The following is a 20688-nucleotide window of genomic DNA, read 5'->3' as shown; positions in this document are numbered from 1 at the left end:
GCAATTGACGGCCGCGCGGACCGCTGCGGCGTGCGCTTGACAAATATGTTTCAATAAACAGTTCGACGCGCCGCCGCGCATCTCCGAACACAGACAAGGACACAGGCGACTCCATGATTCCCGTAACCATCCTGACCGGCTTTCTGGGCAGCGGCAAAACCACGCTGCTCAAGCGCATCCTGAACGAGCAGCACGGCATGAAGATCGCCGTGATCGAGAACGAGTTCGGCGAAGAGAACATCGACAACGAAATTCTCGTGCAGGAAACGAACGAGCAGATCATCCAGATGAGCAACGGCTGCATCTGCTGCACGATCCGTGGCGACCTGGCGCGCGCGCTGGAAGACCTGGCCAACCGCAAGAAGGCGGGCACGCTGGATTTCGACCGCGTCGTGATCGAAACCACCGGTCTCGCGAACCCGGGTCCGGTGGCGCAGACGTTCTTCATGGACAACACCGTCGCCGACGAATTCCTGCTCGACGCCATCATCACGCTGGTGGACGCCAAGCACGCGAACCAGCAGCTCGACCAGCAGGAAGTGGTGCAGCGCCAGGTCGGTTTCGCGGACCGCCTGTTCATCACGAAGTCCGATCTCGTCGATGCCGCCGCGCTCGACGCGCTCAAGCATCGCCTGCTGCACATGAATCCGCGCGCGGCGATCAAGGTCGTCAATTTCGGCGAAGCGGACATCAAGGAAATCTTCGACCTGCGCGGCTTCAACCTGAACGCGAAGCTCGAGATCGACCCGGATTTCCTCGCCGAAGACGAGCACGATCACGCGCATGATCACGATCACGACCATGACCACGCAACCTGCGGTCACGATCACAGCCATGATCACGAGCACGGGCATCATCACCACAACCATCATCACGCGCATCACGACGACAAGATCAAGTCGTTCGTGTATCGCAGCGACAAGCCTTTCGACCCGAACCGCCTCGAAGACTTCCTGGGCGGCATTCTGCAGATCTATGGCGAACGCCTGCTGCGCTACAAGGGCGTGCTCTACATGAAGGGTGTCGATCGCAAGGTCGTCTTCCAGGGCGTGCACCAGATGATGGGCAGCGACCTCGCGAGCAAGTGGCTGCCGATCGAGAAGAAGAACAGCAAGATGGTGTTCATCGGCATTGAATTGCCGAAGGATCTGATCACCGACGGTCTCGACGCCTGCCTCGTCAAATAAACCGGCATGCATCTCGCTTGACCTGCGCGTGTCCCGCGCGGCGCAAGCAGCCTCGAAAGACCAGACGCCGCCGCGGGCATTCGCGCGCGGCGTTTTTTTCGACATCGGCTTTCGGCACGGATATGTAGTCGCGGGCACGCTTCGGCATCGCTTTTTGAACGACCAGGCGTTATATTTTTGGGATTCCGGCACTAATCGACAGGGTTTTCCTCGGTTGTCGTCGGAAATTGCGGTTCAGTTACAATACAGCCCCACTGGAGAAGGGCAGTTTCGCCAGGCGTACATCTTCGGATGTTCGGCCAGCGGACCAGGAGAAAGGATGTCCCGTCGGGACGATGCCTCGATTCGCCGGGGGAAGGCGAATCAAGTCAAAGCACCGGGGCCGGTCATGTCGGGCCTTGCAGCACGCGCCAGTCAGTCCGGAGCATCATCCAAGATCGGTTTCCAGAGGAGTTCGGCCCCGCATGGGCGTGTCGCCTGATGCTCGCGCGTACCGGTGCGCTGCATGCGGGTAACGCAGTTGCGGGCGTTGCGAAGACAGCGCCTCACATTGAAGAAGCAAGCAGATGACAACGAAACTCTTGACCGAAGCCGAAATCCTGAAGATGAGCGAGAAGGACTACATGAACGAGGATCAACTCGCCTTCTTCAAGAACCGGCTCGAACAGTTGCAAGCGGACATTCTGAAGAATGCCGGCCAGACGACCGAAAATCTCCGGGAAACGGTGATCGTGCCGGACCCGGCGGATCGCGCGACCATCGAGGAAGAGCATGCACTGGAACTGCGCACGCGTGACCGCGAACGCAAGCTCCTGAAGAAAGTGCAGCAATCGCTCGCGCGCATCGAATCCGGCGACTACGGCTGGTGCGAGGAAACGGGCGAACCGATCGGCATTCCGCGCCTGCTCGCGCGTCCGACCGCTACGCTCTCGCTCGAAGCCCAGGAACGCCGCGAACTGCGCCAGAAGCTCTTCGGCGACTGATCCCGCCGCAACCGGGCGCTCGTTGCGGGACCGCCCGCAGCGGGGAACACGCCGCCGCGAAAAACCGGGCCGCGGCCACGCGCACAACGAAAAAGGCACACGTCGAACGTGTGCCTTTTTTGCTTTTTGCCAGTAAAAAGCGGATGCATCGTTTCCGCACGTCTTGATTATTCCTCCCTCGCCCTAAAATCAATCCGACGCGCCTCGCAAACGCACGGTACGCATCCGTGCGGCCGGGCGCGTGCGCGGCGCCGTTCGTCCGTGACCACTCGCAGACGGAACCCCGCGCCGTGCACTCCATCGAATTCTCGACTGCGTGGCGGCCTTCGACGACACGAAACCGCCCCGCGTTCATCCGGTTTTCTTAAGGAACGCACATGGAACAATTTCACGGCACGACCATCGTCTCCGTGCGCCGCGACGGCAAGGTCGCGCTGGGCGGCGATGGTCAGGTGACGCTCGGCAACATCGTCATGAAAGGGGGCGCGAAGAAGGTGCGCCGCATCTATGGCGGCAAGGTCCTCGTCGGGTTCGCCGGCGGCACCGCCGACGCGTTCTCGCTGCTCGACCGCTTCGAGGCGAAGCTCGAGAAACATCAGGGCAACCTGACGCGCGCCGCCGTCGAGCTCGCGAAGGACTGGCGCACCGACCGCATGCTGCGCCGCCTGGAAGCCATGCTCATCACCGCCGACGCGAATGCCACCCTCGTCATCACCGGCAACGGCGACGTGCTCGATCCCGAACACGGCATCGCCGCAATCGGCTCGGGCGGCGCCTACGCCCAGGCCGCCGCGCAGGCGCTGATGGAGAACACCGACCTCTCGCCGCGCGAGATCGTCGAGAAGGCGCTGACCATCGCCGGCGACATGTGCATCTATACCAATCACAATCGCGTCATCGAGACGATCGAATAAAGGACTATGACGATGACCACCATGACTCCCGCCGAAATCGTCTCGGAACTCGACAAACACATCATCGGCCAGGGCCGCGCGAAGAAGGCCGTCGCCGTCGCGCTGCGCAACCGCTGGCGCCGTCAGCAGGTGGCCGAGCCGCTGCGTCAGGAAATCACGCCGAAGAACATCCTGATGATCGGACCGACCGGCGTCGGCAAGACCGAAATCGCGCGGCGTCTCGCCAAGCTCGCGGACGCGCCGTTCATCAAGATCGAAGCGACCAAGTTCACCGAAGTCGGCTACGTGGGCCGCGACGTGGACAGCATCGTGCGCGACCTGATCGAAATCTCGGTCAAGCAGACGCGTGAGTCGGAGATGAAGAAGGTGCGCACCAAGGCCGAAGATCGCGCCGAAGACCGCATTCTCGACATCCTGCTGCCGGGCGCTCGTCCGGTGGGCTTCGGCACGGCGGATGCGTCGGCCGGCGCGTCGTCGGGCGAAGGCGACAATGCCACGCGGCAGACCTTCCGCAAGCGTCTGCGCGAAGGCGCGCTGGACGACAAGGAGATCGAGCTCGACATCGAGATGCCGCAGACGGGCATGGACATCATGGGGCCGCCGGGCATGGAGGACATGACCGAGCAGATCCGTTCGATGTTCGCGAACATGGGCGGCGGCAAGAAGACGCGGCGCAAGGTGAAGGTGAAGGAAGCGCTCAAGCTGCTGACCGACGAAGAAGCCGGCAAGATGCTCAACGACGAAGAGGTCAAGAGCCGCGCCGTGCAGAACGTCGAGCAGAACGGCATCGTGTTCCTGGATGAGATCGACAAGATCGCGTCGCGCAGCGAGGCCGGCGGGGCCGAGGTGTCGCGGGCGGGCGTGCAGCGCGATTTGCTGCCGCTCGTCGAAGGCACGACCATCAACACCAAGTACGGGATGATCAAGACGGATCACATTCTGTTCATCGCGAGCGGCGCGTTCCATCTGGCCAAGCCGAGCGACCTGATTCCCGAATTGCAGGGCCGTTTCCCGATTCGCGTCGAGCTGGATTCGCTGTCGGTGGGCGATTTCGAATCGATCCTGAATTCCACCGACGCCAGCCTCGTCAAGCAATACAAGGCGTTGCTCGCGACCGAAGGCGTCGAACTCGATTTCACCGAGGAAGGTATCCGGCGTCTCGCCGAGATCGCGTTCTCGGTTAATGAGAAAACGGAGAATATCGGCGCGCGACGGCTGTACACGGTGATCGAGAAGCTGCTGGAAGAAGTGTCGTTCGCGGCCGGCAATCACGCGGGCCAGCCGGTGCGGATCGATGCGGCGTATGTGGATCGCGCGCTCGGCAACGTGGCGCAGGACGAAGACCTGTCGCGTTACGTGCTGTAAGGGATTGAGCGGACTTTCAGGAAGGTGATCCAGCAAAGCCGGGCCGGTGTGCCCGGCTTTGTCATTGGTGCCCGGCACGAACCCGGCAAGAAAGCAGCAGGAACGTACGGACGAAAAAAAGCCCGCCTAGGTTGGCGGGCTGAATCCATATCAGGAGGAGACATGGAGGAGACAGTTCCAATAATACACAGCCCCTTGATGCGACGCAATAGAAATTTTAGTAAAAACCCCTATGGCGTCACTATGTGGTATCTGCCCCTGAGATTTCGCGCCCGGCCATTCGATGACAGCGCAAGAATCGGCGCGTAACCTCATCGGCACGGCTCTACAGTGGTCCCATACCCACTGCGCCACCGAGGTTTGTGATGAAAACCGAAACCGCCCCCGTTTTTTCCTCTGACGACAGCCGCTGGCAAGCCGTCGTCCAGCGCGACGCCCACGCCGACGGCGTCTTCTTCTTCGCCGTGCGCACGACAGGCGTGTTCTGCCGGCCGTCGTGTGCATCGCGGGCGCCGCGCCGCGAGAACGTCGAATTCTTCGCGACCACCGACGCCGCGGAAACCGCCGGCTATCGCGCCTGCAAGCGCTGTCAGCCGACCCGTCTGCCGCGCGATCTGGCAATCGTCGAACGTGCGTGCAAGGTGCTTGACGCCAACCTGCAGCAGCGCATGACGCTCGCCCAACTGAGCGATGAAGTGCACGTCAGCCCGTTCCATCTGCAACGGCTGTTTTCGCGGATCGTCGGCATTTCGCCGCGCCAGTATCAGGCGGCACAGCGCGCGGGCGTGCTGCGCGACGCGTTGCAGCGCGGCCGCGACGTCACGCGCGCCACGCACGACGCCGGATTCGCCTCGCCGTCGCGGATGTATGACGCCGTGCCCGCCGAACTGGGCATGACGCCTTCCGCCTACAAGCGCCAGGGCGCGGGCCTGACCGTGCGCTATACGACCGCCGCCACGCCGCTCGGCATCGTGATCGTCGCGGCCACGGACAAGGGCGTGTGCAAGATCGCATTCGGCGACGACGCCACCACGCTCGTCGATCAGCTCGCCGCCGATTTCTCCCAGGCCGAGCGCCTCGAGGACGCCGCGCGAATGGAGCCGTTCGTCGCGCAGATCCGCGCCTATCTGCAAGGCACGCGCGAGCGCTTCGACCTGCCGCTCGACATCGGCGCGACCGCGTTCCAGCGGCGCGTCTGGGATGCGCTGCGCCACATTCCGTACGGGCAGACGCGCAGCTATACCGACATCGCGGAAACGCTCGGCTCGCCGCGCGCGGTGCGGGCTGTCGCGAACGCGTGCGCCTCGAATCCGGTGGCGCTTGCGATTCCGTGTCATCGCGTGATCGGCAAGGACGGTGCGATTGCGGGCTATCGCTGGGGCGCGTCGCGCAAGGAAACGCTGCTCCACACCGAGCGCACGCAGCACGCCGCCGACGAAATCGCCTGATCGTTCCGGACACGCTCGTCATCGTTGCAAACGAAGCGCCCGGCGGCGCTTCGTTCTCCTCGCGAGCCGCGCAAGACGGCTCCGACACTCTCCGCGCACCCTGCCGCGAACATCCCGAAAAAGCCGCAAACCCTTGCTGGTCTTGCGCTCAAGCACGCCTTACACCGAGATGTTAAAGTGCCCGCTACCCTAAAAATACGACCCGGGCTTCATCGCTCGCGCTCCTCGCAGATCGTTTCATGGCAAACCAGAATCCCGCTGATCCCCAAGCCGGCGCCTATCAGCGCAGGCTCGCCGCGCTCGCGTCCGGCACGCATGCCGACGCCTTGCGTCAAGGCCTGCGCGGCATCGAGAAAGAAAGCTTGCGCGTGACGCCGCTGGGCGAACTCGCCATGACGCCGCATCCGCGCGCGTTCGGATCCGCGCTGACGCATCCGCTGCTCACGACCGATTACTCGGAAGCGCTCGTCGAGCTGATCACGCCCGCCGAAACCGATGTGTCGATCACGCTCGATCGGCTCGATGAGCTGCATCGCTTCGTGTATTCGCGCATGGGCGACGAGCTGCTGTGGAACAACTCGATGCCCAACACGTTGCCGCCGGAAGACGACATTCCGCTCGGCACGTATGGCACGTCGAACATCGGCAAGCTGAAGCACGTGTACCGGCGCGGCCTCGCGTTGCGCTATGGCCGCACGATGCAATGCATCGCCGGCATCCACTACAACTATTCGCTGAACGAAAACGTCTGGCGCGCCTGGCAGGCGCTCGATCCGGCCAGCACGTTGTCGGCGAAGGATTTCCAGTCCGAGCGCTATTTCGCGCTGATCCGCAACTTCCGCCGCACGAGCTGGCTGCTGATGTACCTGTTCGGCGCATCGCCGGCGTTGAACCGGCGTTTCGTCGAGGGCCGCGCGCATCATCTCGAATCCTTCGACGCCGACACGTTCTTCCTGCCGCACGCCACCAGCCTGCGCATGAGCGATCTCGGCTACACCAACAATCCCGCACAGGCCGACCTGCTGCCGAGCTACGACAATCTCGGCGCCTATCTGCGCGTGCTCTCCCGCGCGGTCAGCCAGCCGTATGCGCCGTACGAGGAGATCGGCACGCAACGCGACGGCGAATGGGTGCAGATCAACACCAACGTGCTGCAGATCGAAAACGAGTTCTACTCGACGATCCGTCCCAAGCGCGTCACGCATTCCGGCGAACGTCCGCTGCACGCCTTGTGCGAGCGGGGCGTGCAGTACATCGAGGTGCGTTGCCTGGACATCGATCCGTTCGAGCCGACCGGCATCGCGCTCGAAACCGCGCGTTTCCTCGATGCCTATCTGCTCTACTGCGCACTGGAAGACAGTCCGCTGCTGCCGCCCGACGCGAATCTCGAAGCCAACGCCAACTTCAGCGCGGTGGCGAAGGAAGGCCGCAAGCCGGGTCTGGCCTTGCAACGCGACGGCGCCAGCGTGCCGATGCGGCAATGGGCCGAAGAACTGTTCGATGCCATCGAGCCCGTGGCGAAGACGCTCGACGCCCTCGCGGGCCGTGGCGATCACGCGCGCGCACTCGCGGCGTTGCGGCCGCGGCTGGCGGATGCGTCGCTCACGCCGTCGGCGCGCGTGCTGCGCACCATGCACGACAAGCAGCAATCCTTCGACGCATTCGCGCTCGAACTCAGCGCGCGCCACGCAGCGGCGTTCCGCGAACGGCCGCTTGATGCGGACGAGGAACGCAGGATGGAAGAGCTCGCGGCGAAGTCGCTGGTGGAACAGGTCGAGCTCGAAAGCCGCGACAGCGAATCGTTCGAGGCCTTCGTCGCCGCCTATCAGGCCTACAAGCCGGACACCGAAAGCGTCTGAACGGGCCGCTGGCCGTTCACTGGCAGAATTGCCACGCCGGTGTCAGTCGCCGACGGCAACGCTTACCGGCGTGTGCAACAGTGCGCAACGCAGCGCAACATCGGCCGGTCTGGCGGGTCAAAATGTGGCTCATTTTTCGACGATCGGGGGAGCAATGAACAAGAAGTTCTTCGGCGCGGCCGCGCTGGGGGCTGCGTCGCTCGCGTTACTGGGCGGCTGCGCGGTGCAGGATCAGGTCAGCAGCACGACGATGGAGCAGGCCACCCAGCCGCTCACCTGCATGAGCAAGCCGGAATGCGACGCCTGGTGGGCCCGCGCACAGGTCTGGGTCACGAATCATTCGGAGTACCGCATCCAGACCGTGACCGACTCGATCATCATGACGGCCGGTCCGTCGAGCGGCAAACGCGCGCTTGCCTACCAGGTCACCAAGACGCCGACCAACGAGGGCACCGCGACCATCGGCTTTGCTGCGCATTGCGACAACCCGCTCGGCTGCGAGCCGAATCCGTGGCAGGCGGGCGCGGATTTCAAGCAGTTCATCCGCAATGGTCCAGGATTGCGCAAGTCCGCCACGCCGCAAGCCGTGCAGTCGGGCGCAACACTGCCCGCACCGGTGCCGGCTCCCGTGCCGGGCGGCGTGCAGGTCAGTCCGCTCGACACGCCGCCGCCGCTCAATCTCGAGAGCCAGCCGGGTCAATCCGCGACCCCGCTCACGCCGCAGTAACGCCCTTCAATGCCCCATCGAGGCTGACGCGCCCTTCTTCGGCCGCGTCAGCCAGACCATCGCGGCCAGCACGAGAAACGCATAGTACGAAATGCGGAAGAAGTCGTTGGTCGACATCATGTACGCCTGCGCCGACACCACGCGATCCAGCTGCGCGGTGAGCGCCTGGCCGCCCAGCCCGAGCCCCGACAGCAGGTCCGAATAGGCCGTCGTGCCGCTCGCATACGGCGTGACGGACTCGGTGAGCCGCGCGTGATGACGGATCATGTCGTTCTCCCAGAAGGTCGTGCTGACCGCCGTGCCGATGGCCCCCGACAGCGTCCGCAGGAAGTTCGACAATCCCGCCGCGCCCGCGAGCCGGTCGTCGGAGACGCTGGAGAGCGTGATGGTCGTCATCGGCACGAAGAAGCAGGCGACGCCGATGCCCTGGATCAGACGCGGCATGATGATCTGATGAAAGGGCGTATCGAGCGTGAAGGTCGAATTCCAGTGCGACACGAACGCGAAGGTCAGGAACGCGAAGCTCGCCACGACTCGCAGGTTCAGGCGCTGCATGTTCTGCCCGATGAGCGGCGACAGCACGAGCGCGAGCAAGCCGACCGGCGCGGTGGCGAGACCCGCGAGCCACGGCGTGTAGCCGAGCACGGTCTGGAGCCACAGCGGCAGCACGACGACCGAACCGAAGAACGCCAGAAAGCCCAGCGACGTGATGAGCACGCCCATCGCGAAATTGCGGTCGCGGAACAGCGAGAGGTCGATCACCGGTTCCTTCTCGGTCAGCTCCCACGCGAACATGAACGCGAGCGAGATGGCCGAGACGATCGCCAGTGTGGTGATCAGATGCGAGCTGAACCAGTCGCGGTCCTTGCCGAGGTCCAGCATCATCTGCAGGCTCGCGACGCCGATCACGAGCAGCGTGAGCCCGACGCCGTCGATGCGCTGCGCCGTCGTTTTCGTTTCATGACCGCGCAGCAGGAACCACGCGAGCGCCGCCGACAGCACACCAATCGGCACGTTGATGTAGAAGATCCACGGCCAGGTGAAATTGTCGGTGATGTAGCCGCCCATCATCGGGCCGAAGATGGGCGCGACGATCACCGTCATGGCCCAGAGTCCGAGCGCGAGGCCGCGCTTGTCGGGCGGATAGCTGCGCATCAGGATGGTTTGCGAGAGCGGCACCATGGGCCCGGACACGAGCCCTTGCAGCAGCCGGAAGGCGATCAGCGATTCGAAGTTGTGCGCGAGGCCGCACAGCGCCGAGGCGACGGAGAACAGCAGTACGGAGATCGTGAACAGCTTCACTTCGCCGACGCGCCGGGCGAGCCAGCCGGTCAGCGGCACCGCGATCGCCGACGCCACGGAGTACGAGGAAATGACCCAGGTGCCTTCGCTCGTCGCCACGCCGAGACTGCCGGAAAGCGTGGGCACCGCGACATTCGCGATGGACGTGTCGAGCACCTCCATGAAGGTGCCGAGCGCGAGGCCCAGTGTCAGCAGGGCCAGGATGCCGCCCTTGAGCGGCATGGGCGCGGGTGGTGCGGAGGTTGCCGTTGTTGACATCGTTTTTTAGCTCCAGCAGCGTGGTGAGGGTGAAGGCTCGCATCGCATGCAATCTTTCTCTTGTCGCGACATTCTCTGCCCAGACAGTAATTAGAGCATTCAAACACCCTGATTTGGACTGAGTGCTATTCGTCGTCGACGGAACAGGCCGGACAGTCGCCAGCCGGCGCATTGCCGATGAAGCGCGCCAGCAGTCCGGTCAACTGATCCAGTTCCGCACGGCTGAAGCCGTCGAGCTGCTCATTGAGCACGGCGGCGCCGATCGCCGGAAGCTGCCCCGCCGCAGTGCGCCCGCGCTCGGTCAGCGCAAGTTCGACGATGCGGCGGTCCGCCTCGCTTCTCGACCGGCTGACGAAGCCCTTCTTTTCGAGCCGGTCGATCATGCGTGTCATCGAGCCGCTGTCATAGGACATCTCGCGCGACAGCTCCAGCGGCGACCGCGCGCGACCCGAAGCCAGCGCGAGCATCACGCCGATCTGCTGGGCGGTGAGATCGAGCGGCTTGAGCGCTTGATCCGTCCGCGCGACGAGCACGTTACGCGCTTTGGCGAGCAGATAGCCGAGGCTCGTTTCGAGCCGGATGGTCGATGGATCGTAGAGCGGGTCGCTGTTCATGGTGGCCTCGAGCACGCGGCTCATGTCTTGCTGATAATGCGAAGCCCGCGATGCTGCACCGCGTTACAAAGGGGCCACACTCACGAAAAAGCCGTCGGAAGTATCTTGAAAAATACTTGCACAGTCAATATTATTTCATGCAACGAGTTACGCGCTTCCCGCGCCACCCGAGACCATGTTCTGATCGCCCGCAGCGTCGGCCGCCGACGCCCCCAGGATCCCTCCCATGACCCGCTTCGTACGCACCGCCCGCCGACGTTTCGGCACTGTCAGCAGCACGATCGCCCACGCTTCCCGTCACTTCGTCCCGCCGAAGTTGAATTCGTGGAAATTTGCGCTGTATCTGATCGTTTTCCTGCTGCCGGGCGGATCGTTCATCGTGCTGGGCTTGGGCTGGTACGAGAACCGGCATCGGCGCAAGGAAGCCGCGCCCGCGAAAACTCCTGCAGCGTCTTCCGTGGCCTCGCGGCCGCTGCTCCAGCCGCCCTGCTCGCCCTGCCCCGGAAACGGCGGCGCCACCGGCGCCTGAGTTCAAGGCGTGACTCCAGCCAGTAACGCGTCGTAACCGATTTCCTCAGTCGCGTAACACCCGGCTTACGGCGAACCCGGTACGCTAACGTCTGCCCGATACGCCCGCCAGGTCTGTTCAGGCGCAGAAAGCGCCTTGACCACGCGCCGAGTGCATGGCGTTGGCGTTCCACGAGTGCTCCACTATCATCCCGGCTTGCCGCGTCCGTCGTTTTGAACGGCGCGGCGCCGACAGGACTTCCGACCCGCAGATGCCGCACCGCACCGCCCTCTCCGCTTCCCTCAGCCCGCGCCGGCTCACTGCCACGGCGCTCGCCGCCACGCTCGCGATGCTGATCGCCGGATGCGCGGTCGGGCCCGACTATCAGCGTCCGTCCGTGACGCTCCCGGCAAGCTACAAGGAAGCGCCCGAAGGCTGGAAGGTCGCGCAACCGGCGGATCAGTCGGACCGCGGCACCTGGTGGACCGTCTACACCGACCCGCGCCTCGACGCGCTCGAAGCTCAGCTGAATCAATCGAACCAGACCGTCGCGCAATATGCCGCCGCCTATCGGCAGGCGCGCGCGCTCGTCGGTGAAGCGCGCGCGGCCTATTTCCCGACCATCGGCGCGTCCGCGTCGGGCTCGCGATCGGGTACCGGCGCCGGCAACCGCTCGACCAGCAGTTCCAGCTTCGGCCAGCAAGGCTCCGTGAACAACCAGTTCAGCGCTTCGCTCGATGCCTCGTGGGAGCCGGACCTGTGGGGCAGCGTGTCGCGCACGGTGGCATCGCAGAAAGCGGGACAACAGGGCGCAGCCGCCGATCTCGCCAACGCCCGGCTCTCCGCGCAGGCCACGCTCGCGCAGACCTACTTCCAGCTGCGCTCGCTCGACGCCCAGCAAAAGCTGCTCGACGACACCGTCGCCGCCTACGAGCAATCACTCAAGCTCACGCAGAACCAGTACGGACAGGGCATCGTCGCGCGCTCGGACGTGATCCAGGCGCAGACGCAGTTGCAATCGGCGCAGGCATCGGCGATCGACAACGGCGTCGCGCGCGCCCAGTACGAGCACGCGATCGCCGTGCTGGTCGGCGAGCCGGCCTCGACCTTCTCCATCCCGCCCATTCCGCTCGACGCCACCCCGCCGACCGTCCCGGTGCAGATGCCGTCGGCCATTCTCGAGCGGCGTCCGGACATTGCATCCGCGGAACGCAAGGCCGCCGCGGCGAACGAGCAGATCGGCGTGGAAATGGCCGCGTATTTCCCGACCCTGACGCTGTCGGCGCAAGGCGGTTTCGAGAGTTCGGTGTTGTCGCAACTGCTGCGCGCGCCGTCGCGCTTCTGGACGCTCGGGCCGGATATCGCGGCCACGCTGTTCGACGGCGGCCTGCGCTCCGCCCGCACCGACGCTGCGCGCGCCGCCTACGACCAGAACGTCGCGACCTATCGCCAGACGGTGCTCACGGCGTTCCAGGATGTCGAAGACAACCTCGCGTCGCTGCGCATCCTGGAGAAGGAAATCGTCGTGCAGCAACAGGCGGTCGAATCGGCGCAGCAGGCGCTGGCCATCATCAACAACCAGTACAAGGCGGGAACGGTCGCGTACATCAACGTGCTGACCGCGCAGACCACCGCCTTCACCGCGCAGCAGAAGCTCGCGAATATTGCGGGGCAGCGGATGGTGTCGTCGGTGGGACTCGTGAAGGCGCTGGGCGGCGGCTGGGACGTCGCGCAGATGGACCACGAAACCGGCGACGCGCAAGCGCCCGCGGCTGCATCGGCTCCCGTGGCGAAAGCGGCGGACGCAAGCCGCACCGTCGCGCGCTGAACGCCACAACTTCAGCTTCAGCCTCAGCGCACGAACACGAGCGCGACGGTATCCGGATCCGTGTGACGGCCGAGCAGATTCAGCAGCCCGGCCAGATTCTCTCGCTGTTCGGGCGTGGACGTCGCGGTGCCCTGGAACGACGTCGATTCCTGCGAGATCGAGCCATTGCCCTTGAGGATCAGCGGGCCCTTGCTCGTCGACAGATCGATGCTCGCCTGCCCGCCCTGCGCCTGCAACGCCACGCGATATGAACCGAGCGGCTTCACCCGCGAGACGCTCGATGCCATGTCGTCGAGCGTCACCACCACCTGCCCGTAGGCATTGCGGTTCAACAGGCGCAGTTCAGTCCAGGCGAGCCGCACGTTGCCGTCGAAATTCAGCGTATTGAACGGCGCGCCCAGGCCCGACAGCAGCGTGGCCGGCACGGCAATCTCGCTCGCGCTGAGCGTCGCGCCGCGCGGACTGGCGTCGACGATCACGGCATCGGGCATCGCCTGCGTCTGGCGCATCGTCATGTGCACGCGGCCGGTGAACAGCGGCCAGAACGCCGTGCTCCACTCGATGCGCCCCGGCAGCAGCGTCGCGCCCGAACCATCGCTGCCGGCGGCGAGCATCAGCGTCGCGGAACCGCGCCACAGCGAGCCGGACGGATCGACCAGGTTCACGTGTCCATCGGTGGCCTTCGAAAACTGCGGCACGATCCACGCGGCCGGCATCATCACGAGCAGCGTCCCGCCGATCGATACGATCATCACGAGCAGCGCCGGCACCGCCAGCCGGATGCGTCGGGTCCAGTAGCTCATTTCACGCCGGCCGGTTGCAGCGACGCCGTCAGGTCCACCTGGCCATCCGGCTTCAGCGCGGTGATGTGCGCCTCCGACACCTGCACCTTGAACTGCTTGCGCGCGTCGTCGAGCCACATCGTCCAGTTCGGGAACGACGCGTTCTTCAACTGGATCTGCACCGCCGCGCCGATCACCTGCACCTGCGTCGGCTGCATGCCGTTGTCGGCGAGCGATTTCTGCAACGCGTCGCGCAGCGCGCCGCCGGTCGGCGTCATGCCTTCCGCGGCCGGCGCGAGCGAGCGCGCTTCATTGGCCTGCGCGTTCATGGTCGCGAGCTGGCGCTGCATCCCGGGCAGCGAGTCGCGCAGCCGCGCGCGGCCTTCGAACGCCGGCGCCCACAGCACCAGATACACGAGCAGGATGCCGAGCGCGAGGCCGCCCCACATCAGCATGGTTTTTTCGCGCGGCGTGCGCGCTTCCCAGAATTCCGCCAGGGAACGGAGGAGTTCCGCTTTCATTGGCCGCTCCCGATGGTCCATTTGCCGGTATTGCTGTCGATCGAACCGCTCAGGCCGTTGGCGGCGAGGCGCTTGGTGAGATCGGGATCGACCTTGGTGTCGGGCTTGAAGGTCACTTCCAGATGACGGTCGCGATAGTCGAGCCCCGCGATGCCGTTCACCGGCACAGGACCGAGCGACCGCGCGAGCCCGTCGGCCAGCGACAGGAAATCCGCCGGCGACAGTTCCCCCGACGCCGTGCGCAGGCGGTCGAGGTTGCGCGTCATCTGATCGGGCGCATCGAGCACGACGGTCGTCTTCGGGAACGCGTTGAGCAGCAGCTCGGTCATCTGCGCGTTGATCGCGTCGCGCTGGCGGGCGAGTTGCAGCCATTGCACGTTGATGCCGATGATCGACACCAGCACGGACAGCGCCACGAGCGCGATCGGCACGCGCAGCCGCCGCACGGTCGCGCGATCGAGCTTCCACGGCTGCGCGGCGAACTCGAACTGGCACAGGTCGAACCGGCTGGCGAGCGCGTTGCGTGCGAGCGTTTCGAAGGCGATGGGCTGCGCGCCCGGGATGTCCACATGGCCCGCGACGGGGCGAACGCTGGCGAGACGCGGCTCGTCGCCGGGCAGGTCAACGAGCGAATAGAGCGTCGCCGGATGATCGCCCGCGAGCGCCGTCAGCGTCGGCACGATCGACTCGGCGGACAGCGCGAGGCCTTCGCCGAGCGCCGCGCGTTCGCCGCGCGCGATCGCGATCTCGATGCGCGGCGCGCCGAGCGACGCCGGCGTGGGCGCGGCCATCTCGCCGATGAGCGCGGGCGCGGTCGAGATCACCGGGCCCAGCAGGCCGGCGATGAACGGCGTCGAGGGCACGGCGGCCTCATCGACGTCGGCATCGAGCGCGGCATCAGGCTCAACAGGCGCAGCCGCGGCCGCCGGCACCGGCAGGCAACGCATCGCGGGCACCGCCTTCACGTTGCGATGCCCCGCGCCCGAGAAGGCGCCGACAACGAAGCGGAACCAGCCGCGGTCGATCACGGCCACGACGCGCCGTCCATCCGCCAGCGCGACGGGATCGACGGCGATATGACATGTCTGCGGATCCTGGATGAGCTGGTCTTCGACCACGTTCGGCAGCGCCTGCCGCAAACGCGGACCCTTGAGCGGCGGCATGGCGGCGGCGAGCAGCAGCGTGTCGCGCGCGGCGACGATCAGCACCGTCGCGCTCGCGCGCGGCAGAAGCCCGAGCGCCGCGCGGCCAATGCGTTGCGGCTCGCCGCGCTTGTCGAGCAGCAGAAAAGGCAGATCCGGCAGGTGCCACTCTTCCGAGCGCACCGCGGGATCGCGCGGCGGTAATGAAACGATCAGTGTGCTCAAGCGACACTTCCCCTCAACAATGACTGCGACACGACCATCAGGTCGAGTCGCGCGTATAGACGATGCGCGTCGCATGCGTCGTCGGATCGCGATAGACGAGCGTCGTGCGCTCGAGCTGCGCGCGTTCATGATCGACGCGTCCGTGAATCACAAAGTACTTCGTCGTGACATCGAGTTCGTTCGGGTCGATCGATGTCGTCTTCATGCCCGCGCCGGACAGCGCGAGCTGCACGTTGCCCACGTCGTGGAAGAACACCGTCTCGCGGCGCGCGACGAACGCCTGCGCCTGCGACAGGCTCATGCCCGGCACCATCGCCGCCACCACTTCCGCCGGCGCGGTGTTCATGTTGACGGCCGTCGTGGTGGGCAACACCGTCACGAACGGCCGCAGCTTCGCGACCGCCTCCGGCGAGAAGCCCGGCACGTCGAGCAGCGAATCGACCGTGATCATCTGCAGCGGTGCGACCGGCGAGTTGTCATCCGAGTCCTTGAGGCCCGGATCGTCCGTGAAGTTGCCGCCGCCCGTGCCGCCGCCCTGCGCGAGCGCGGCGATCTGCGCTTCCGCCGTCGTGCCGCTCGTGGTGCCCGCGGTGGTGCCGGTCTGCGTCTGGAAGCGCGTCGCCGAAGGCTGCAGGCCCGCGCGGATCTGCAGCGCGACGGTCTTCGCGAGCGAGCCGTTGATGCCGAGCATCGTCAGGAGCCGCTGGAACGCCTGGATCTGCTCGACGTTGACGGTGAGCACGCCGGGCGTCGGCGTGGACACCAGATTGCGCAGGTTGAACTTCGCCTGTGCATCCTCGATCGAGCCGGACAGGTAAGTCGATGCGCCCTGCTGCGCGCGCACCTCGCCGATCTGCCCGAGGAAGTCCGACAGCTTGGTCCGCGCAATCGGCACGCCCCACACACCGCCGAGATAGGTGACGGTGGGCGAGGTATCCGCCTCCGAACGCAGGATGAGGCGCGTCCAGTCGAGCGCGCTGCGCGAAATCCATTGCGCCTGCGCGAGCAGCCGCTGGTTCTCGATGCGCCGGATCTGCACCTGCTGGCGCCACAGCAGCCCCGACACGAGGATGGCCGTGAGCGACACGACCAGCAGCGCGGTGATGATGGCGACGCCGCGTTGCTTCCTTTCCAGCCGACGGTTCGAACGATGGCGCATTGTCATTCTCCGACCAGGAACACGCGTGTGAGCGGCGCTTTCAGCGTCTGCGCGGCGACCGCCACCTGAATGCCCGACACCGCGCGCGGCAGCGGCGCGTTGCCCAGTTGCGGCACCTTCAGGTTGTTGTCGTTCTGGTTGATCTGCGCGAGCACGTCGCTCATGCGCGTCGTCCAGCCTTTCTCCGGGATGAACACGCGCGTCGCGAGCGACCCCACGCCGCCCATCAGCGGAATCGAGCTCCAGCCGCCGGTGTCGCCGGACAACGCGCGCCGCACTTCGCCGACGTTCGCCAGCGGCGGCGACGCATAGCGCACGATACGCCCGTTCGACAGCCGGTAGCGAACCACTTGCAGGCGCGGCGGCACATTCGCCGCGAACACGCCGCGCACGATCTGCAGCGCGCCGTTGCCGATCTGCACGGCGGGCTGGCCGGCTTCGTCGTCGGTGGCGGCCTGGCGGGCGTCGATACGCATCTGGTCGAACAATTGCGCCACGATGCGCTCGTCTTCCATCGCATTCTCGATGGTGGCGCGGGCGCGGATCACGGAGTCCAGTCCGCGCCACGACAGCACCGCGATCACCGCGAGAACCGCGATCGCGATCAGCATCTCGAGCAGCGTGAAACCGCGCTGCCCGCGTTTGCCGGTCAGTGGCCGGCGGTCAGAGCGAGCGATTCGTTTCATTCGCCACCACCGTGACCATTTGCGCGAGATTGCCGGAGCGGCCCGGCGTCGAGACGAACATTTCGACGCGCCGGAAAATCGGGTTCGGCGTCTGGCTCACGCGCTGCGTGCAGGTGAGCTTGAGATTGCCCTGCGAACAGTCGAAGGTGCGCGAGCCGAGCGGCGGAAACTGATGCGAGAGCCTCAGCTGCGCGAGTTCGTTGTCCGCGCTCCAGCCCGCCAGCAGACGCCGGTGCAGGTCCGCCTCGCCGGTCGCGAGCGCGCCCACCGCGCGGATCGACGCCGCCAGCGCCACGCCGATGATCGCCAGCGCGACGAGCACTTCGATCATCGTGAAGCCGCGTTGATGCTTTCTTCGATCAAGGCGCCGCATCATCGCACCTGAAAGCGGCCGTTGCCGCTGCCCACGATGGTCGCGCGGCCCACGGCCGAGAACAGCGTGATTTCCATCGGCGTGTCGATCGCCTCGGTGCCGAACACGAGCCGGCTCACCGACTTGTCCGAGTCGAGAAACTGGATGTTCACGCCGGTCACGCCGCCTTCCCAGCGGCGCGCGCGCAGCAGATCGTCGCGCAACGGGCGCCAGCCGTCTTCGGTGCGGATGTCGAAGCGAAAGCCGCCGTCCTGCGGCTGCCAGGAAATGGGCCGGGCGCGCACCTGGGCTTCGTCGCCCGCGGCTTCGAACAGCAGCGCGAGCCGCTGCGCTTCCTCGTTGAGATCGGTGCGCGGATTGCGCGTCAGCTGCAGCGACGCGAGCGACACCAGCAAACCCGCGATGACCAGCACGACGAGCATCTCGAGCAGCGTGAAGCCGGCGTTGCGCCGTGCGTCGATGTGCCTGCCGTGCCTGTTCACGCTGCGTTCCTTCCTACCGCCGGACGGTCATTGCCACGAGCCGACGTCGGCATCGTTGCCCTCGCCGCCCGCCTTGTTGTCCGCGCCGTAGCTGAAGACGTCGATCTCGCCGTGCACGCCGGGATTCAGATACTGATACTGGCCGCCCCACGGATCGGCAGGCAGGCGCTCCAGATAGCCGCCGTCCTTCCAGTTGTTCGGGACGGGTTCGGTGGAGGGCTTCTCGATCAGCGCGCGCAGGCCCTGCTCCTGGGTCGGATAACGGCCGTTGTCGAGGCGATAGAGTTTCATCGCCTGCATGATCGTGCCGATGTCCTGCTTCGCGGCGACGCGGCGCGCTTCATCCGGACGGCTCATGATTTTCGGCACGATCAGCGCGGCGAGAATGCCGAGAATCGCGATCACGACCATGATTTCGATCAGCGTGAAGCCGCGCTGGCGACGACCTTGCGCCTGGGCTTGCTGAAGCCGCATGCGGCATTGGGTCAACATATGCATAACACCACCCTCTTCAATTGAAAATAACGTTCCGGACGTCCGCGTCCGGTGTTTCGAAACAATCGCGCGGCCGTGCGTGGGACGCCGCCGCCGCTCATTCTATCGATCCGCTTTCATCATGCGTTGCCGCCGCATGCGGGCATCGCGTCGCAGCGAGCCGGACCGCGCCGCGTTCAGCGCACCCAGATGGTCGGCCCGGGCGGATTCTGCGGCAGGAAGATCTCCGATTTCACGCCGTTGCGCTCGATGATGATCGAGCGCGCGCGCACTTCCGACAGCTTCACGCCCTGCGTGAGCGGCCCGCCGAGCGACACCGCCTTGGCCGGCTCGCCGCCGTAGCTCACGATGGCCGCGGCGCCGCCCTGCAGCGCCAGGATGCCGAACAGGTGGACGTCGGAGTTGGCCTGACGCTCGAGCCGTCCGCCGAAGATGGTCGCGGCCTGCTCGACCGAAGGCGTGCGCGTCGCGGCCGCGCCGGGCAGCGGCGTGGTCTGGCGCGCGGTCAGCGTGACGACCCAGTAGGTGATCGTCACGCAGAAGAGCGCAAGGGCGGCCAGCGATAACAGTCGGGTTTGCAGGGCGTTCATTTACTGCACCAGATTATTCAGTTCGATGATCGGCAGCATCACCGCGAGCACGATCACCAGCACCACGCCGCCCATCGCGAGGATCAGCAGCGGTTCGAGCAGGCTCGTCAGGAACATCGTGCGGCGTTCGAGCTCGCGCGCTTCGCCTTCGGAGGCGCGGTCGAGCATCGTGGTGACGTCGCCGGTCGCCTCGCCCGAGCGGATCAGGTGGACCAGCACCGGCGGAAAGGTCTTCGTGTTGCCGAGCGCCCGCGACAGCGACGAACCTTCGCGCACGCGCACGATGGCGTCTTCGACGTTGTCGCGCATCGCCGTGTTGCTGAGCGTTTCGCCGGCGGCCTGCAGCGCACGCAGGATCGGCACGCCGGCGGCGGTGAGGATGGCGAGCGTGCTGGAGAAGCGCACCGTGTTGTAGCCGCGCACCAGCTTGCCGACCAGCGGCGCGCCGAGCAGCCAGCGGTCGAACGACATGCGCGGCCCGGGCCGCGCCAGGATGCTCTTCACGATCCAGGCGAACAGCGCCACGCCGATCAGCATCGCCCACCAGTAACTGCGCACGAAGGCGGACAGCGCCATCATCATGATGGTGAGGAATGGCAGCTGTTGCTTCGTGCTCGCGAACACGTTCACGACCTGCGGCACGACATAGCTCAGCAGGAAGGTCACGATGCCGAACGCGATGATCGTCACGATGCCCGGATAGGTGAACGCCAGGACGATCTTCTGCTTGAGCGCGTTGCGCTGTTCGATGTAGTCCGCCAGACGCGACAGCACCAGGCCGAGCTTGCCGGTATGCTCGCCCGCCGCCACTAGCGCGCGATAGATCTCCGGAAAGTCCTTCGGATGCTGCGCGAGCGCATTGGCGAACGAATGGCCGCCGAGCACTTCGGCGCGGATCGCGGCCATCAGTTCGCGGATGTAATCGCGCTCGGACTGGTCCGTCAGCACGGCGAGCGTCTCGCCGAGCGGCAGGCCGGCGATCAGCAGGCTCGCCAGCTGGCGCGTCAGGATGGCCTGCTCGCGCTGCGACAGACGGCGCCCGAGCGACAGCCGCTGCTGCCGTTCGCCGCGCGTGCGCGAACCCGCCGCTTCGACGATGAGCGGCGTCAGCCCTTGCGTGCGCAACTGGCTGCGCGCGGCGCGGGCACTGTCGGCGTCGAGCACGCCTTTCTGGGTCCTGCCCGCTGAATCAATGGCTTCAAAACGAAAAGCCGGCATACGTGGGTTCTCCGCGCTGGTT

Annotated in this window: 21 protein-coding genes; 9 read left to right on the top strand and 12 right to left on the bottom strand. The window is 65.7% G+C overall.

The genetic code is table 11. The features are described from left to right. Positions 1–113: 113 nt before the first annotated feature. The 7 genes from QCE83_RS13965 (at position 114) to QCE83_RS13935 (ending at position 8483) form a co-directional block, all read left to right on the top strand. Positions 114–1187 (top strand): GTP-binding protein, encoded by a 1074-nt coding sequence (locus QCE83_RS13965; RefSeq protein ID WP_309811055.1) that lies wholly within the window; start codon positions 114–116, stop codon positions 1185–1187. A gap of 566 nt (positions 1188–1753) precedes the next feature. Further along, on the top strand, positions 1754–2170 hold the full coding sequence (gene dksA, locus QCE83_RS13960) for an RNA polymerase-binding protein DksA (protein ID WP_008352366.1): 417 nt from the start codon (positions 1754–1756) through the stop codon (positions 2168–2170). Between the two features lie 377 nt (positions 2171–2547). After that, positions 2548–3084 (top strand): ATP-dependent protease subunit HslV, encoded by a 537-nt coding sequence (gene hslV, locus QCE83_RS13955; protein WP_309811053.1) that lies wholly within the window; start codon positions 2548–2550, stop codon positions 3082–3084. Between the two features lie 12 nt (positions 3085–3096). Then, positions 3097–4449, top strand: coding sequence for an ATP-dependent protease ATPase subunit HslU (gene hslU / locus QCE83_RS13950; RefSeq protein WP_309811050.1), 1353 nt, complete (start codon positions 3097–3099; stop codon positions 4447–4449). Positions 4450–4814: 365 nt separating this feature from the next. Beyond that, positions 4815–5897 (top strand): bifunctional DNA-binding transcriptional regulator/O6-methylguanine-DNA methyltransferase Ada, encoded by a 1083-nt coding sequence (gene ada / locus QCE83_RS13945; protein WP_309811047.1) that lies wholly within the window; start codon positions 4815–4817, stop codon positions 5895–5897. A gap of 239 nt (positions 5898–6136) precedes the next feature. Beyond that, positions 6137–7756 (top strand): glutamate--cysteine ligase, encoded by a 1620-nt coding sequence (gshA, locus tag QCE83_RS13940; protein ID WP_309811044.1) that lies wholly within the window; start codon positions 6137–6139, stop codon positions 7754–7756. Between the two features lie 154 nt (positions 7757–7910). Next, the gene (locus QCE83_RS13935) at positions 7911–8483 is read left to right on the top strand and encodes a hypothetical protein (RefSeq protein WP_309811040.1); all 573 of its coding nucleotides are present in this window, start codon (positions 7911–7913) and stop codon (positions 8481–8483) included. A gap of 6 nt (positions 8484–8489) precedes the next feature. Here the strand turns inward: QCE83_RS13935 and QCE83_RS13930 are convergent, their stop codons facing one another. After that, a complete protein-coding gene (locus QCE83_RS13930; protein ID WP_309811037.1) occupies positions 8490–10043 on the bottom strand; it encodes a DHA2 family efflux MFS transporter permease subunit in 1554 nt (517 codons plus the stop codon). Between the two features lie 125 nt (positions 10044–10168). Continuing rightward, a complete protein-coding gene (locus tag QCE83_RS13925; protein ID WP_309811035.1) occupies positions 10169–10657 on the bottom strand; it encodes a MarR family transcriptional regulator in 489 nt (162 codons plus the stop codon). A 226-nt stretch (positions 10658–10883) separates the two neighbouring features. On the opposite strand from QCE83_RS13925, the gene QCE83_RS13920 reads away from it, so the two are divergent. After that, the gene (locus tag QCE83_RS13920) at positions 10884–11186 is read left to right on the top strand and encodes a hypothetical protein (protein ID WP_309811032.1); all 303 of its coding nucleotides are present in this window, start codon (positions 10884–10886) and stop codon (positions 11184–11186) included. A 250-nt stretch (positions 11187–11436) separates the two neighbouring features. Continuing rightward, positions 11437–12993: an efflux transporter outer membrane subunit gene (locus QCE83_RS13915; RefSeq protein WP_309811029.1), complete on the top strand. Its 1557-nt coding sequence runs from the start codon at positions 11437–11439 to the stop codon at positions 12991–12993. A gap of 23 nt (positions 12994–13016) precedes the next feature. Here the strand turns inward: QCE83_RS13915 and QCE83_RS13910 are convergent, their stop codons facing one another. The 10 genes from QCE83_RS13910 to gspF form a co-directional block, all read right to left on the bottom strand. Then, positions 13017–13796, bottom strand: coding sequence for a type II secretion system protein N (locus QCE83_RS13910; RefSeq protein WP_309811026.1), 780 nt, complete (start codon positions 13794–13796; stop codon positions 13017–13019). After that, complete coding sequence (locus QCE83_RS13905; protein ID WP_309811025.1) at positions 13793–14296, bottom strand: type II secretion system protein M; 504 nt, start codon at positions 14294–14296, stop codon at positions 13793–13795. Before QCE83_RS13905 ends, QCE83_RS13910 begins: the two co-directional genes overlap by 4 nt. Next, positions 14293–15663: a type II secretion system protein GspL gene (gene gspL, locus QCE83_RS13900; RefSeq protein ID WP_309811022.1), complete on the bottom strand. Its 1371-nt coding sequence runs from the start codon at positions 15661–15663 to the stop codon at positions 14293–14295. Before gspL ends, QCE83_RS13905 begins: the two co-directional genes overlap by 4 nt. Positions 15664–15700: 37 nt before the next feature. After that, positions 15701–16828, bottom strand: coding sequence for a type II secretion system minor pseudopilin GspK (gene gspK / locus QCE83_RS13895; protein ID WP_404984662.1), 1128 nt, complete (start codon positions 16826–16828; stop codon positions 15701–15703). Beyond that, a complete protein-coding gene (locus QCE83_RS13890) occupies positions 16825–17508 on the bottom strand; it encodes a prepilin-type N-terminal cleavage/methylation domain-containing protein (protein ID WP_309811013.1) in 684 nt (227 codons plus the stop codon). The genes gspK and QCE83_RS13890 overlap by 4 nt, the downstream gene beginning before the upstream one ends. After that, positions 17486–17884: a type II secretion system minor pseudopilin GspI gene (gene gspI, locus QCE83_RS13885; protein ID WP_309811010.1), complete on the bottom strand. Its 399-nt coding sequence runs from the start codon at positions 17882–17884 to the stop codon at positions 17486–17488. The genes QCE83_RS13890 and gspI overlap by 23 nt, the downstream gene beginning before the upstream one ends. Then, on the bottom strand, positions 17881–18363 hold the full coding sequence (locus QCE83_RS13880; protein WP_309811007.1) for a GspH/FimT family pseudopilin: 483 nt from the start codon (positions 18361–18363) through the stop codon (positions 17881–17883). The genes gspI and QCE83_RS13880 overlap by 4 nt, the downstream gene beginning before the upstream one ends. Before the next feature lie 27 nt (positions 18364–18390). Then, positions 18391–18837: a type II secretion system major pseudopilin GspG gene (gene gspG / locus QCE83_RS13875; RefSeq protein ID WP_309811004.1), complete on the bottom strand. Its 447-nt coding sequence runs from the start codon at positions 18835–18837 to the stop codon at positions 18391–18393. Positions 18838–19034: 197 nt separating this feature from the next. Then, positions 19035–19448 (bottom strand): hypothetical protein, encoded by a 414-nt coding sequence (locus tag QCE83_RS13870; RefSeq protein ID WP_309811001.1) that lies wholly within the window; start codon positions 19446–19448, stop codon positions 19035–19037. Further along, the gene (gspF, locus tag QCE83_RS13865) at positions 19449–20666 is read right to left on the bottom strand and encodes a type II secretion system inner membrane protein GspF (protein ID WP_309810998.1); all 1218 of its coding nucleotides are present in this window, start codon (positions 20664–20666) and stop codon (positions 19449–19451) included. Positions 20667–20688: the final 22 nt, after the last annotated feature.

The sequence above is a fragment of the Caballeronia sp. LZ034LL genome (genome assembly GCF_031451215.1).
In the GTDB taxonomy this organism is placed as follows: domain Bacteria; phylum Pseudomonadota; class Gammaproteobacteria; order Burkholderiales; family Burkholderiaceae; genus Caballeronia.
The sequence above is the reverse complement of the archived record's forward strand: the minus strand, read 5'-3'. Positions and strand labels throughout refer to the sequence as shown.